This is a genomic window from Primorskyibacter sp. S187A, assembly GCF_049800955.1.
Lineage (GTDB): Bacteria > Pseudomonadota > Alphaproteobacteria > Rhodobacterales > Rhodobacteraceae > JAKVBH01.
Map to the genome: position 1 here is coordinate 187,057 of NZ_JBNAGA010000003.1, position 14,758 is coordinate 201,814.

Below are 14,758 nucleotides of genomic sequence, written 5' to 3' on the forward strand. Positions count from 1 at the left end.
CCTACCTTGGTTTGTGCACATGGGCCGATTGCACCAGGCCGAAGCCCAGCAGCAGGATCATCATGGCAGACCCGCCATAGCTCACAAGCGGCAAGGGCACACCCACCACAGGTGCCAAGCCCATGACCATCGACATGTTGACCGCAAAGAACAGGAAGAAGTTGATGGCGATGCCGAAGGTCAAAAGCGAGGCGAAGCGGTTTTGATTGTTGATCGCGGAAATGACGCAGAACACGATGATCAGCACATAAAGGGCCAAGAGCGAGAAGGCGCCCAGAAAGCCGAATTCCTCCGCCAGCGTCGTGAAGATGAAGTCTGTGTGCTTTTCAGGCAGGAAGTTAAGGCGCGATTGCGTGCCTTGCATGAAGCCGCGTCCTGTCCATCCTCCGGAGCCCAAGGCTATCTTGGATTGCGTGATATGATAGCCTGCGCCGAGCGGGTCTGAGGCCGGATCGATGAAGGTATCAATCCGGCGGAACTGGTAATCCTTGAGCAATTGCCACTCGGTCCCCCGGGATTGGAACACAGCCGTGATCAGGCCGATCAGCCCGGCGATCACGGCGCCGAAATAGGCCCAATGCACCCCCGCGATGAACATGACCAGACCGCCTGCGGACAAGAGGAGGATGGCTGTGCCGAGGTCTGGCTGGCGCAAGACGAGGAAGGTGGGCAGCAAGATCAAAAGCACCGGGATCATCACCCAGATGGGCCGTGACGTGCGTTTGAGCGGGAGCCAATCGTAATAGGCCGCCAGTAACATCACCATCGTGATCTTCGTGACTTCCGAGGGTTGAAGCCGGAGCGGACCAAGATCGATCCATCGCTGCGCGCCCATGCCGACGGCGCCGAAAAGTTCTACGCCAATGAGCAGAGCGATGGAGAGGCAATAGGCCAGCACAGCCATATTGCGCCAAAACCAGATTGGCACCATGGCCACGCAGATCATCATCACGAAGCCCACGGCAAAGCGCTTCATCTGCGGCTCCGCCCAAGGGCTGAAAGAGCCACCCGCGACGGAATAGAGCATCAGGAACCCAACGCAGGAGACCGCGAAGAGCAGCAAGGCCAGAGGCCAGTTCAGATACAGAACCTTGCGCCAGCCCGAGGGCGTGTATTTGACACGGTATTCCAAGTAGGACATGTGATGGCGCCCCTATGCCCGATCCGGCGCGGTGCCGCCGCGCGAGATGCGTTCCTCGCGCAAGCGCCGTTGCTGGCTCTCGATGCGACCGCGATCCTTGCGCGGGTAGGCGGACAGGGGCGGGTCATCGCCGACAAGCGCCTGTAGCGTCACGTCGCGCGCAATCGGGGCTGCTGCGGTTGAGCCACCGCCCCCATGCTCGACCACCACCGAAACCGCGATCTGCGGACGCTCGTAGGGGGCGAAGTTGACAAATAACGCGTGATCGCGCCGCTCCCATGGCAAATCTTCATTGCGGATGACGCCCCGCGCGCGCTCGGCGGCTGTAATGTTGCGCACCTGGCTGGTGCCTGTCTTGCCAGCCATGCGCAACTCGTCTGCGATGATGCGGCTGCCATAGGCTGTGCCGCGTCGGTGATTGGAGACCGTATACATCGCGCGGCGCACCATGCGCAGATGGTTCTCATTCAAGCCGAGGCTCAGGCCGCTGCGGTCCGGTGTTTCGATGCCATCAACTGTCTTGATCAGGCGCGGCGAGATGCTGCGGCCTGTCGCCAAACGCGCCGTCATGACGGCCAGTTGCAAGGGCGAAGACAGCACAAATCCCTGACCGATTGAGGCGTTCACCGTATCGCCGATCACCCATTCCTGATTGCGTGTGCGTAGTTTCCAATCCTTGTCGGGCATCAACCCGTCAGACACGGCTGACATCGGCACGTCATGGGCTTGCGCGAGCCCGAGCCTGCGCCCCATGTCGGCGATATTTTCAATGCCTACCTTGAGCGCGAGATCATAGTAATAGACGTCGCAGCTTTGCTTCAGGCTTTCCTCGAGGTTCATGTGCCCGTGACCCGCCCGTTTCCAGCAATGGAACTTGCGGCCCGCGACATCCAGATGGCCGGGGCACCAGACGGTCTCCTCCGGGCCGATGACGCCCGCCTCCATGGCAGCGAGAGCCGTGACCATCTTGAAGGTCGACCCGGGGGGATAGGCATCCTGCACGGTTTTGGAGGCCAGCGGGCGGTGATCGTCGTCGCGGTAGATCCCATAATCGTCGGCGGAGATGCCGCGCACAAACTTGTTGGGGTCGTAGGAGGGCGAGGAAGCCATGGCCAGCACGTCGCCTTTCTCGAGATCGAGCACGACGACGCTCGCGCTTTCGCTGCCCAGACGCGCCTGAACGTAGTTCTGCAAATCGCTGTCGATCGTCAGCTGCACATCTGCGCCGGAGCGGCCCTCGCGCCGGTCCAGCTCGCGCATCACCCGTCCTGCGGCATTGACCTCAACGCGCTTTGCCCCCGCGTCGCCCCGCAATACGTCCTCGAGCTTGGTCTCCACACCGACCTTGCCGACCTGAAAGCGCGGGATGCGCAAGAGCGCGGGCGGATCCTCATATCGCGCCAAATCGCGCTCAGAGACAGGGCCTACATAGCCTACGACATGGGCGAAGTCGTGGCCCATGGGATAGCTGCGAGAGAGCCCAACCTCTGGCGTTATTCCGGGCAACGCCGGGCCATTCACAGCAACGCGGGAAATTTCCTCCCATGTCACGCGATCTGCAAGCGTGACTGGCAGGAAAGGCCGCGAGCGGGCCATCTCGCGCTTTGCGCGTTCGATTTCCTCGGGGTCCAGCGCAATGATTTCGCCCAGGCGGGCAATGACGGCATCTACATCGTCGGCATCCTCGCGCACGAGCGTGATGCGATAGGAGGGCTCATTGGCTGCGATGACCCGCCCGTTGCGATCAAAGACTTCGCCGCGCGCAGGCGGGATGACGCGAATGTTGATCCGGTTTTCCTCGGCGAGCAAACGGAATTGCGCGGCTTCCTCGACCTGCATCTGACGCATGCGCCAGACAAGCAGGCTCGCAAAGCCCACTTGTAGGCCACCAACGATCAGCCCGCGCCGCGAGATGCGGCGGGCGCTTTCTTCGAGTTCTTTGGCGGGGCGCCTCACAGCCTGCTCCCTCCTGTCGCTTCCTCACCCGGCGCATGGGCCCGCACTCCAAAAAGCAGCCCGGATGCCAAGACAACCACTGGGTAAAATAGGAGCGTCATGGCCGTCTGAAAAGCCGTCAGACCCAACGGCGGATTGGGAATGAAGAGAACGGAATGCACAACGCGCATCCCCAGTGTCAGCGCCACGATCATGGAGGTGACGAGCAGCAGCTCCGACAGAAACCCTTCGTCGCGCATTTGCAAAACCCGACGTTTGAGGACTTCGGAGGCAATGAGCACAAAAGCGGCCATCAAACCGGGCGGGCGATGCAGCATCAGATCGGCAAAGAGCATCACGCCCGCAATCAGCACAGCCGGAACATAATCCGGCCGCCGCAGGGACCATGCAAATGTCATGGCCAGCAGGATGTCGGGCGCCGCCCAATTGCGCGGCATGGTCTCCAGTGGGATCAGCTGAAGCAAAACGATCACGAGCGCCAAAGCGCCAAAGCTCGCGCGCATGATCCATAGCCGGGATGCCGGGGTCTCAACCATCACCAGCCTCCGCGCGCGCATCGTCCTCGGGTTCGATCTCCAGCTCCAGCCCGTCGGGCACCACTAGGTTGCCTGCCGTGCCGGGCTTGGGCGCTTCGCCCGCGCGCAGCACACGCAGAAATTCGAGGCGTTCGGTGTCAGCAGACAGGCGCACGCGCAGCCGGCCGCCCGGGTCCTGGGCGACCTGCCCAATGACAAGCCCCGGCGGCAGCACGCCGCCGTCGCCCGAGGTCACGACGCGGTCGCCCGGGCGCACAAGATCGGCATTCTCGATGAAATCGATGGGAGGGGAGGCGGTATTGTCCCCCACGATCAGGGCCCTTTGGCCCGAAGGTTGGATAACAGCAGGCACCCGACTGGACGTATCCGTGAGCATCACGACCCGCGCCGTGGCCTCGCCCACGCCGGAAATGCGCCCCACAAGCCCCAGTCCGTCCATTGCGGCCCATCCATCGCGGATCCCGTCGCGCCCGCCGATGTTGAGCAAAACCGATTGCCGGAAGGGCGAGCCACTGTCGGCCAGGACAACGCCCGTCACATAGGTCAGCGCAGGATCGAGCCGCACATTGTTGAGATCGAGCAGCCGCGCATTTTCCTGCTCCAGCTGAAGCGCGGCCTCTTTCCAACTCTTCATTTGCTGCAATTCGCGCCTGAGCTCCTGGTTTTGCTCGTAGAGCTGTTGATAGCTCTGGAAATCGCGGATCAGATTGGCCGTCGCGGTAACAGGACCCAGCGCCCATGAAAAAGACGGCACAACCCGGTCAATCACTTGCGCGCGAAACTGCTCAACGCGGGGGCTGTCAATCCGCCAGACGAGGAACGTTGCCAAAAGGGCAAGCACCATCAACGCCAGAAGCAAACGCTTCAGCGGGCCGGTATAATCATCAGAATTCGCGCGGTCGCGGGCCAAGTGGTGGGCTCCTTGGGACGTCGTTTAACAGAGATACACGATTCTCAAGGGGACCCAAAGGGATGCTCGGTTGAAGGGGCAAACGATATCTGTGCGTCCTCGGCAATTGCCGGGGCAGCATCTCTTGGCAATCGGGCTGCATGCAGAAACCGACTGAAACCGCTCCGGATTTCGCAACGCCAGAACCAGCGCGCCATGGCCGCCCATGGAATGGCCCAAGACCGACGGTTTGTCGCTGACTGGGACTGTCGCCTCAATCAGGTGTGGCAGCTCGTTCAGAACATAGTCATACATCCGGTAATGACGATTCCACGGGGTCTGCGTTGCATCGACGCAAAACCTCGCGCCCTGGCCCGGATTATAGCCATCATCATCGGCGACGTCTGCGCCGCGCGGGCTCGTCTCGGGCGCGACCATTGCAAGGCCCAGCTCGGCAGCAATGCGTCGGGCGCCCGCTTTCTGCATAAAGTCCACATCTGTGCAGGTCAGGCGGGACAGCCAATAGACAACCGGTACGCTTTGCCCATCCGCCGTCTGTGGCGGCTGGTAGATTGCGCAGCGTATGTCTCAATTCAAGGTCGTGGAGCGGTGGGTATGATGCTTGGTCCTGCCATCAAAGCACGTGTTGGTGCTCGTGTTTTCCAGTGTCATCGCGCAGCTGTTTGTTAGCCTGGAGGGTCGCGCCGAATAGGCGCGACCGACCCTGTAATCTACTTGTCGAAATGAATGACAGAGCGGATGCTCTTGCCTTCATGCATCAGGTCAAATGCGTCATTGATGTCCTCAAGGCTCATCGTATGCGTGATGAAGTCGTTCAGCTTGAACTCGCCCTGCATGTAGCGCTCGACGTAATCCGGCAGTTTGGAGCGACCTTTGACGCCGCCGAAAGCAGACCCGCGCCAGACACGGCCTGTGACAAGCTGGAATGGACGGGTCGAGATTTCCTGACCCGCGCCTGCGACGCCGATGACCACGGATTCGCCCCACCCCTTGTGGCAACATTCCAGCGCGAACCGCATGACGTTGACGTTGCCGATACACTCAAACGAGTAATCCACGCCGCCATCTGTCATTTCAACAATCACGTCCTGAATGGGCTTGTCGTGGTCCTTGGGGTTGATGAAATCGGTCGCGCCCAGTCTGCGGGCGAGGTCAAACTTGCTCTCGTTGATGTCAATCACGATGATCCGACTGGCCTTGGCCATGGTCGCTCCAATGACGGCCGACAGGCCGATGCCACCCATGCCGAAGATCGCCACTGTCGCGCCTTCCTCAACCTTGGCTGTATTCATCGCCGCGCCCATGCCCGTGGTGACGCCGCAACCGAGCAAGCAGACCTCTTCCAATGGCGCCTCAGGGTTCACCTTGGCGAGCGAGATTTCCGGCAGCACGGTGTATTCGGAGAAGGTCGAGCAGCCCATGTAGTGCAGGATCGGCTTGCCGTTCTTGTAGAAGCGGCTGGTCCCGTCCGGCATCAGGCCTTTGCCTTGGGTTTCGCGGATCTTCTGGCAGAGGTTGGTCTTGCCGGATTTGCAGAACTTACACGCGCCGCATTCCAGCGTGTAGAGCGGGATCACGTGGTCGCCTACGGCAACGCTGGTCACGCCTTCGCCGATGGATTCAACGATGCCGCCGCCCTCGTGGCCCAGAACAACCGGGAACAGCCCCTCCGGATCGTCCCCGGACAGGGTAAAGGCGTCGGTGTGGCACACGCCAGTGGCCACGATGCGCACGCGGACCTCGCCCGCGCGGGGCGGCATGACGTCAATTTCTTCGATTGAGAGGGGTTCGTTCACAGCCCAGGCAACGGCTGCCCTGGATTTGATGATACCGGTCATTTTGGCTCACTTTTTTCTCATGCGGGAGTTCTGGATCGTGATTTACACTATTCCTCGGAGGGGATAATTGAGCTGGTATGCAAATCACTATTTCCAGATGGTAATAGTCAGCTTGCTTGTTCCAGTGATGATGGAGGCGCATTTGGTTGTCTGGGAAGGTGTTTCAGAATTCGTCGCAGTCGCGGAGGCTGAGAGCTTTACGGCTGCCGCCAACCGGCTCGAGATTTCCACCGCTCAGGTCAGCCGCCAAATCGGCGCCCTGGAAGCGCGGCTTGGCGTCAAACTGTTTTACCGGACCACCCGAAAGGTTTCGATCACAGAGTCGGGACAAGTTTACTACAACCACTGCCGTCAGGTTCTTGACGGATTGGCCGAGGCGGAGCGCGCAGTCACCGATCTGAACCAATCGCCCAAAGGCAGGCTGAACATGACTGCGCCGGTGACTTATGGCGAAAGCAGGGTCGCGCCGCTTATCAACGACTTTGTCGTGCTTTACCCGGAGTTGGAGGTCACCCTGACACTCACCAATCAGATGGTTGACCTTGTGGCGGAGAGCTATGACCTGGCGATTCGTCTGGGCGAATTGAATGACAGCACAATGATGGCGCGACGGTTGGCATCGCGCACCCATTACACCTGCGCATCACCTGCCTACCTTGCGGCGCAAGGGGCGCCTTATACATTGTCCGAGCTGGAAGAACACAACTGCCTGAAAGGCACGTTGGACACGTGGCGGTTCCAGGAAAATGGAAAGCCCCGGCACATCCGCGCACAAGGCACCGTGCGATGCAACAGCGGTTGGTCACTGCGCGATGCAGCCCTCAAGGGCATCGGCATAATCCAACTGCCAGACCACTATGTGCGCGCAGATATCGAGGAAGGTCGGTTGGTGCCGGTCCTTGAGAGCTTTTGCGCGCCCAATGACGGTATCTGGGCGATCTACCCCCACAATCGTCACCTGTCACCCAAAGTGCGGTTGGTTCTGGATCATCTCAGCGCGGGATTGGGCAAAACGGAAGACATGAGTGCCACAAAGGTCGGGGCAGCCGGATGATCGTCAGAGAAAACCCTTCAACGCTCAAACTGTTCTTTGTGATGCAAGGCTCTGTGGTGCCGAAAATTCTCGGCAGGATCATCGGGATTGCGCTTGTGACGATCGTGGTGGTTCTGGTGGATCAGCATGTCGTCACGGTGCCGCATATCTCCATTGCCGCGATGGGGATATTTGGTGTCGCACTTTCTCTCTTCCTCGGGTTTCGCAACAACGCGGCGTATGAGCGGTGGTGGGAGGCGCGCAAACTCTGGGGCACGATGATCGCCGATGTGCGCAATCTGGGGCGGCACATGTGTGTCTTTGTTGGCAAAGTTGAAGACCGCGAGAAGTTCCTGTCCTACGCTGTGGCCTTTGCGCATTTGCACCGCGGATTCTTGCGGGGTGTTGATGTGCAGGTGGAGATTGTCCCATGGGTCGGCGAGGAGAAGGCCGCCGCGATGGTTTCAAAGAAAAACCCGGCGGATGCAGCGTTGCGCGCGATGGCTGACAAACTTGGCAAACTGGCCGAGGCCGGTGCGATCAGCGGTTTTGGGCAGATGACCATCTCACAGACGCTGTCTTCTCTGGCCTTGGCGCAGGCGGGCTGCGAGCGCATATTCACCACGCCGCTGCCCTTCGTGTATTCGCTGTTGGTGCGCCGGACGACCTTTCTCTATTGCTGGCTGCTGCCCTTCGCGCTGATCGAGGCGACGGGCTGGTTCGCGCCTGTGTTCGCTGCCGTCGTGGCGTATGTCTTCTTTGGCCTGCAAGCCGTGACCAACGAGCTGGAGCACCCGTTCCGCAATGTTCAAAACGGACTGCCGCTTGATGCGATGTGCCGTACCATCGAGATCTCGGCCTCGGAAGCCTTGGAGCGTACACCTCCCGCGCCCCTGTCTGCTACAAATCATGTGCTGACTTGATGGCGCGGTGAGCGCCATTTCACGAAGCCAGCCATGATGCCGAATTTCCTGCGTCGTGCACGGCGTATGGCGTGTCAGCCGTAGTCTGCGCTCAGGCTCTCTGAATATGGCGTGCAGTCACCGATGCAGCTGCGCACCCATTCGGGGTTGTGATAGGTATCGAGGTACCGGTCGCCACTGTCACAGAGCAGCGTCACGATGGAGCCGGTTTGACCCCGCGCAACCATCTCTTTCGCGAGACTGAGCGCGCCCCAGAGATTGGTGCCGCTCGATGGGCCTGTCTTGCGGCCAATCAGGGTCTCAAGCCACCGCATCGTTGCGATACTTGCGGCATCAGGCACTGCGATCATGCGATCAATGACGCCGGGCTGAAACGAGCGTTCGACCCTGGGTCGGCCAATCCCTTCGATCCGGCTTGATCTGTCTGATGTCAGATCGGGATCGCCCGTCACGTAGCTTTCATAGAAAACCGAGTTTTCGGGGTCCACGACGGTCAGTTGGGTGTCGTATCCCTTGTAGCGAATATAGCGGCCCAGGGTTGCCGACGTGCCCCCCGTGCCAGCGCTCATCACAAGATGCGTCGGGATCGGGTGCGGCTCACGTTCCATCTGGGTGTAAACGCTTTCGGCGATATTGTTGTTGCCGCGCCAGTCTGTTGCCCGTTCGGCATAGGTGAACTGGTCCATGAAGTAGCCGCCGATCTCCCGGGCCAGCGCGACCGAGGCCTCATGCATTTGCGGCGCGCTGTCGACGAAATGAGTCTTGCCGCCGTAAAACTCGATCTGTCTGATCTTGCTGCGCGCCGTACTCCGGGGCACAACCGCAATGAAGGGAACCCCGATCATGCGGGCGAAATAGGCCTCGGAGACCGCCGTGCTGCCGGAGGAGGCTTCAACCACTGTCGTGCCCTCGCGGATCTGGCCATTGCACAGCGCATAGAGGAAAAGCGAACGGGCGAGCCGGTGTTTGAGGCTGCCGGTCGGATGGGTGCTTTCGTCTTTGAGGTAAATATCGACGCCCGCGAGCCTGGGGATCGGCAGCTTGAACAGATGTGTGTCTGCCGAACGATGCGCATCGGCATTGATCTTCTCGATGGCGGCTTTGGTCCACGTATGCATGTCGGTGCGTCCCGGCCTCTCTAAAGTGATTTCATCAAAAGCATGACTGCCGCGCCGGAGGCGATGAGCAACATCAGAAAACGGCCCATACGCTTGCTCAGATACCCGCGCACACGTCTGCCCAGGATATACCCCACGAGCAAACCGGGCAACATGACGAGGCCCAGAATGGCCTGGGTCATGTTGAATACACCAGCAATCGCAAGGGCGATCAATGACGCGGTATAGGAAAATGTGAAGACCAACGCCATGGTTGGCCGCGTCTTTTCAATGGCTTCGTTTTGATACAACACGACCAGCGGTCCACCCGGGATACCGATTGCCGTTCCCATGACGCCAACCGCGAGGCCACAAACCATGAGGTTGCGCGAGGTAAGCGCCAACGCCTTGGCAAAGAGCGTTATTGCCACCGCGCCCAGGATCAGAGCAGCGAACACGATACCAAGCGTTTGAGCCGGTAGGATGGCCACGACAACCGCGCCGAAGATCGTCCCGATCGCGATGGTGGGCAAGAGAAATGCAATTTCGCGGCGCACCACAAAGGTTCGGCCATCTCCCAGCATGAGCAGGGACAAGAACAGGTTCACAAACAACATAGGGCCAGGCACATATTCCAGGCTGATCAGCGCCAGCAAAGGGGCGGCGATCATTCCAAAGCCCATCCCTGTTGACGTTTGCACCAATGCGGCAAGTATCACGATCCCATTCGCGCAAAGCAGGGACGATACAGACTGTGTCAATTCCAATGACGTCCCCTTCAAGAGGTCTTGCGGGCAGCCATGCTATAGCACCGGTTTCTGTCAGGCGCACGACAGGCGAATTCGCGTGAGCGTGCGAGGCTGGAATGGCATGTCATGGCCATTCCAGCTCTTCCGGTGTCAGGCGGCGGCGTCCTGTGGGAGGGCCACAACCGCGATCATCTCGACGCGCATGCCGGGGCGGGCAAGCGCCGTGCCCCCGGTGGCGCGGGCAGGCGGGGCGTCTTTGCTGACCCAGTCGTCCCAAACCGCGTTCATGCCCATGAAATCGGCCATGTCGGCCAGCCAGACCTGGACTGATGCGATGTCTGCCTTACTCGCGCCGAGTTCGGCCACGACAGCGTCCATCTTGGCCAGCACCTGACGGGTCTGGGTTTCGATATCGGCGGTGAGGTCGTCGGGAACCTGACCGGCGAGAAACGCGATATTGCCGATGGTGACGGCCTGGCTCATGCGAGGGCCGGGGTTGAGGCGGGGGAGGGTCATGTCATGTCCTTCGTCAATCATTGTCACTGAGGGTTGATCCGGCACCAGCGCGCGATGCTTCCGTCGCCGGAACGGTCGTGCGCATGGCAAATGTGTTGAGCGCTGCGATCGTCGCGGAGGTGGTTTTCGCCTTTTTGGCTCGCCGCCGTGTCCTGGCGTGTGGCTTGAAGATGAGCGGCTTCGACGCTGAGCGTCAGCTCCAGCTGTGCCGCATCAAGGAGCGTGGCCGCGCGCTGTAGCGATGCCTCGTCCCCGTCCGCGTCAACGGCGCCTTGCGCTGCGCTCAGCGTGAAGCTCAGGCCATGGCGGCGGCCCAAGTCAGCCAGAAAAGGCAGGAGCAATATCGGCGCGCTCACCGGGCCCAACGCGATCCGCGCCCCGGCAACAGGCCCCTCTGGCAGGCCTGCATAATCGCACATCGTGGCGCCAAGTATGATCGGGCAGGCGGTGTAACCCTTGGCGTTTTGCCAACTCCCGGGCACGACCGTCGGGCACAGATCCTGCCAATCCTTGCCATCTGCACGCTCCAGATGCGCCCGCAGATAGGACGGGCCGTCGAGACCATGGGCCACCAGCCACGCGGCGGCAAAACCGGCTTCTTCGGCCAATCCCCAGGTCATGCCCGCCCCGCGTGCGGCCTTCATGCACAGCGATGCGGCCTCGTTGCACGACAGCGGCGCGGATTGCAGTTCGCTGAAATACGGCGTGGTCTCGCCGCGGGTCTGGTCGTGGGGTATTGCGCTCATGTCACGCCCTCCGATCTGAGCTCATCGGGGAAGGGCACGCCCGCAAAGAGGTTGATGCGCACCCAGCGGTCCGAGCGCGGGTCAAACTGGCTCGCACCAAAAAACGCCAGCTTGCAGCGCAAGAGATCAATGGGAAGCATGTCGGCGGCGATCAGGTTGTCCTGCACTTCGGCATAGGGGTGGTTGCCTGCAATCTGGGCCCGGCGCACGGCATAGCGGTGTTCGGGATGAGCCAGCATCAGTGCGGCGACAGGTTGAGACGCGTCAAACGCCCGCACACAGTCATAAAGCTCCGACATCAGGCGGGCGATGCACAGGGGCTGCTCCAGCGTGGCACCGTCTTCGGTGGCCCTTTCGCCAAGGCGAGGTTCGAGCTTTTCTTCCGACACATACCAGAACCGCGCAATGTTTTCGGGCGAGGAGAAATCGATCCTGAGCGCCCAGGCATAGTCGCGCTCGAAAATGTCGCGCAGCCCGGCGACTGACATGGCCCCATTGATGCGGAAACTTGCCGCCTCATCAGCGCCCATGTGATCGGCCAGTTCATCGATCAAAGCGCCGTGGGGCTCCAACATCAGCGCCAGGAGTGCCTCTTGCCCTTCCAGCGTGAGAGTTGCTTCGCCCCAGGCCCAGAGCGCATCCCAGGGGTGGTCGGCGTGCCAGTCGCACCTGGCAAGATGGTCGGACATCAACGCCAGATCGCGGCGCAGGTCATGCAGCTTGCGCACTTGAACGGGGTGCTCTGAATGCCACGCGCCCACATTGACAGTGGCGGCTGTGAGGGCTGCGGCGATGCCCGCCACCGCCTCTGGCTGCGCGTTGGGTTGCGCGCGTACGCGGGCGAGGGCCTCTTCGCGGGCCATCATCCAGTTGTTGTGCAAGACGGGGTGACGCACGATGAACGGCGCCATGCCAAGGCCGGTGGAATTGCCCACGCCAAGGCTGCGCCGCGTGTCGCGGTCCAGTTTCACGGCCCTGTCCCCGCCTTTGGCCGCCGCGATATGCTCGGCGATATCCACGGTAAAGGCGCGGATCAGCCAGACCGTCAGCATCTCGACCTGAAAGGGCGCCGCGAGTTCCGGGCGCGCGGCGATATCGCTGCGATCAGAGGCCCCGAATTTGCCGGAGCCATAAACAGCCGTTGTGCGCATGAGATAGCCGACCTTGGCAATCTCTGCCGGATCCGGTTGCTGGCCTTGTGCGAGGGCATCAACCACATGCTCAAAGAGGCGCACGGAGCGGTTGGCACGCGCCAGCGTCAGCTCTTTGGGGCTGATTCGCCCCGCCTCTTGAATGGGCACATTCTCGGCCAGCCGTGCGATATCCTCGGCGCTTGGGTCTCCGTCAAAGAGCGTAAAGGTCGCGTCCCATGCTGTAGCAATCACCCGGTCCGAGCGCATCTCGGGGGGCAAATCATGGGCGAAGGCCACAAGGCTGTAGGTCCGCCCGGCGCTGCGCACGCGGTAGACGCCATGGCCCACGCCATTGGCATCCACATTCCACACAGGACGGTCAATCTGCAAGTCCGACCTGGCCAGACGCCTGAGCAACACGCGCAGAAAAGACAGCCGTGTCGGATGGCCGCTGCCCATACGCGCAAGGCGCATGACCTCAGACGCGGGCCGTATGTAGCGGGCCAGTTCAGGCGTAAGGTTCCGTTTGCTGACAGACATTGCTTCCTCCCAGACGAGTAGATTGGTGGTGGAGGTGGCGCAGAGGTGCCGCGCCACCTCAAGGCACTATGCAAGTGCAACCTCAGCTTCGCGACCCAGCATCCACGTGATGCGCAGAGCATCCCAAAGCGACGGTAGCAGGATCAGGGAAACCGGCACGGCTGTCACCACGATAAAGCTTTGCAGCTTGCCGATGCCACCCGACTCGGTCGAGATCAGGATCAACGCCATGACACCCATCGCAAGACCCCAGAAGGCGCGCATCGCGGCAGGGGGTTCGCCGGTCGTCATGGTGGAGGAGATCACGTAGCTCATCGAGTCACTGGTCGTCGCCACAAAGCACATGGTCAGCACCAGGAAGAGCACTGACAGGATCATCCCCATTGGCATCGCCTGAGTTATGGCCAAGAGGCCTGCCGGCAGGTTGAACCCTTCGAACGGGCCGGACACGATGCCCGGCTCTGCGATCTCGAAGAAGATGCCGGACCCGCCGATGATAGTGAACCAGAAGTTCGTGATCAGAGGCGCCATGATCGACAGCGTAAGAATGATCTGACGGATCGAACGCCCCCGGCTGATGCGCGCGATGAACACCGCCATGAGCGGGCCGTACCCCATGAACCAGCCCCAGAAGAAGACGGTCCACCAGCCCAGCCAGCCTGCATCGCCAAACAGCCCCGCATCGCCGCGATACATGGCCATTTCAAAGAAATGCGTCGCATAGACCTGCATACCGCCGAAGAAACCCGCGAAGATCGCTGTGGTCGGGCCTGCGATCAGCGTGAAGACCAGCAGAGCGGCTGCGAGGATCACGTTGATTTGCGAGAGGATCTTGATGCCTTTGGCAAGTCCCGTGATGGCCGAGATGGTGTAGAGGCCGACCAGCGCCATGATGGCGATGGCCTGGGTTGTGAAGTTATCGGGAATACCTGTCAGCTCGTTCAGGCCGTAGGACATTTGCAGGCCCAGAAAACCGATGGGGCCAACAGTGCCCGCGACCACGGCGATAATGCAGGAGGCATCTGTGATGATGCCGATTGGTCCCGTCAAGGCGCGCTCCCCGAAAACCGGATAGAGCAGCGTGCGCGGAGCCAGCGGCAGGCCCTTGTCATAGTGGTAATGCATTAGCATCACGGTCGTCAGCGAGCCAAGGATTGCCCAGGCCAGAAAGCCCCAGTGCATGAAGCTCTGCGCAAGGGCGGCATGGGCTTTGGCCTGCACATCGCCACCCAGATCGCCAAAGACGGGCGCCGGAGACAGGAAATGTGCAATCGGCTCACCTGCCGCCCAGAACACGCCGCCGCCAGCGAGCAGGGTGCACATGATCATGGCGGCCCAGCTGAAGGTGGTGAATTCCGGCATAGCAAGCCCCCCCCATCAGGGTTCTGGAGCCGGGCAAAACGCACAGCACAAGGCCGATCAGGAAGGTGGCCAACAACAAGACCTGCCAATAAAGCCCGAAATACTTGGCCGAGAAAGCAAAGCTGCTGTCGACGAGCGCCGAAAGCCCGTCGAGGTCCAAAAACGCATAGGCGCAAAACAGCGCGATAAAGCCGCCTGTGATGGCAAATAGCGCTTTGTCAGTGGTGCCCGCAGGCGGTGTCTTATCGCTCATCTAATTTCCTCCCAAAGCGATGACG

General features: G+C 60.9%; 15 protein-coding genes. 2 read left to right on the forward strand and 13 right to left on the reverse strand.

The window, feature by feature from the left end; all coding sequences use genetic code 11:
* Window position 1 precedes the first annotated feature (1 nt).
* The 6 genes from rodA to ACP15S_RS18270 all read right to left on the reverse strand — a co-directional run bounded on the left by rodA (window position 2) and on the right by ACP15S_RS18270 (window position 6,372).
* The gene (gene rodA / locus ACP15S_RS18245) at window positions 2-1,141 is read right to left on the reverse strand and encodes a rod shape-determining protein RodA (protein ID WP_425041106.1); all 1,140 of its coding nucleotides are present in this window, start codon (window positions 1,139-1,141) and stop codon (window positions 2-4) included.
* Between the two features lie 12 nt (window positions 1,142-1,153).
* Complete coding sequence (gene mrdA, locus ACP15S_RS18250; protein WP_425041107.1) at window positions 1,154-3,097, reverse strand: penicillin-binding protein 2; 1,944 nt, start codon at window positions 3,095-3,097, stop codon at window positions 1,154-1,156.
* On the reverse strand, window positions 3,094-3,633 hold the full coding sequence (locus ACP15S_RS18255) for a rod shape-determining protein MreD (RefSeq protein ID WP_425041108.1): 540 nt from the start codon (window positions 3,631-3,633) through the stop codon (window positions 3,094-3,096). The genes mrdA and ACP15S_RS18255 overlap by 4 nt, the downstream gene beginning before the upstream one ends.
* Window positions 3,626-4,543: a rod shape-determining protein MreC gene (mreC, locus tag ACP15S_RS18260; RefSeq protein WP_425041109.1), complete on the reverse strand. Its 918-nt coding sequence runs from the start codon at window positions 4,541-4,543 to the stop codon at window positions 3,626-3,628. Before mreC ends, ACP15S_RS18255 begins: the two co-directional genes overlap by 8 nt.
* A 24-nt stretch (window positions 4,544-4,567) precedes the next feature.
* The gene (locus ACP15S_RS18265; RefSeq protein WP_425041307.1) at window positions 4,568-5,107 is read right to left on the reverse strand and encodes an alpha/beta hydrolase-fold protein; all 540 of its coding nucleotides are present in this window, start codon (window positions 5,105-5,107) and stop codon (window positions 4,568-4,570) included.
* A gap of 146 nt (window positions 5,108-5,253) precedes the next feature.
* Window positions 5,254-6,372: an S-(hydroxymethyl)glutathione dehydrogenase/class III alcohol dehydrogenase gene (locus tag ACP15S_RS18270; RefSeq protein ID WP_425041308.1), complete on the reverse strand. Its 1,119-nt coding sequence runs from the start codon at window positions 6,370-6,372 to the stop codon at window positions 5,254-5,256.
* 76 nt (window positions 6,373-6,448) lie between these two features.
* On the opposite strand from ACP15S_RS18270, the gene ACP15S_RS18275 reads away from it, so the two are divergent.
* Together ACP15S_RS18275 and ACP15S_RS18280 are read left to right on the forward strand one after the other, a co-directional pair.
* Complete coding sequence (locus tag ACP15S_RS18275; RefSeq protein ID WP_425041110.1) at window positions 6,449-7,435, forward strand: LysR family transcriptional regulator; 987 nt, start codon at window positions 6,449-6,451, stop codon at window positions 7,433-7,435.
* A complete protein-coding gene (locus ACP15S_RS18280) occupies window positions 7,432-8,337 on the forward strand; it encodes a bestrophin family protein (protein ID WP_425041111.1) in 906 nt (301 codons plus the stop codon). The genes ACP15S_RS18275 and ACP15S_RS18280 overlap by 4 nt, the downstream gene beginning before the upstream one ends.
* 74 nt (window positions 8,338-8,411) lie before the next feature.
* On the opposite strand, the gene ACP15S_RS18285 is transcribed toward ACP15S_RS18280, so the two are convergent.
* The 7 genes from ACP15S_RS18285 to ACP15S_RS18315 form a co-directional block, all read right to left on the reverse strand.
* Window positions 8,412-9,455: a PLP-dependent cysteine synthase family protein gene (locus ACP15S_RS18285; protein WP_425041112.1), complete on the reverse strand. Its 1,044-nt coding sequence runs from the start codon at window positions 9,453-9,455 to the stop codon at window positions 8,412-8,414.
* A gap of 20 nt (window positions 9,456-9,475) precedes the next feature.
* Complete coding sequence (locus tag ACP15S_RS18290) at window positions 9,476-10,153, reverse strand: sulfite exporter TauE/SafE family protein (protein ID WP_425041113.1); 678 nt, start codon at window positions 10,151-10,153, stop codon at window positions 9,476-9,478.
* Between the two features lie 180 nt (window positions 10,154-10,333).
* Window positions 10,334-10,699 (reverse strand): RidA family protein, encoded by a 366-nt coding sequence (locus ACP15S_RS18295; RefSeq protein WP_425041114.1) that lies wholly within the window; start codon window positions 10,697-10,699, stop codon window positions 10,334-10,336.
* 23 nt (window positions 10,700-10,722) lie between these two features.
* Window positions 10,723-11,445, reverse strand: coding sequence for a DUF3726 domain-containing protein (locus ACP15S_RS18300; protein ID WP_425041115.1), 723 nt, complete (start codon window positions 11,443-11,445; stop codon window positions 10,723-10,725).
* Entirely contained in the window at window positions 11,442-13,118 is a 1,677-nt protein-coding gene (locus ACP15S_RS18305; RefSeq protein WP_425041116.1) for a hypothetical protein, read from the reverse strand. Before ACP15S_RS18305 ends, ACP15S_RS18300 begins: the two co-directional genes overlap by 4 nt.
* Window positions 13,119-13,184: 66 nt before the next feature.
* Window positions 13,185-14,480 (reverse strand): BCCT family transporter, encoded by a 1,296-nt coding sequence (locus ACP15S_RS18310; protein WP_425041117.1) that lies wholly within the window; start codon window positions 14,478-14,480, stop codon window positions 13,185-13,187.
* A complete protein-coding gene (locus ACP15S_RS18315) occupies window positions 14,395-14,733 on the reverse strand; it encodes a hypothetical protein (RefSeq protein ID WP_425041118.1) in 339 nt (112 codons plus the stop codon). Before ACP15S_RS18315 ends, ACP15S_RS18310 begins: the two co-directional genes overlap by 86 nt.
* Window positions 14,734-14,758 lie beyond the last annotated feature (25 nt).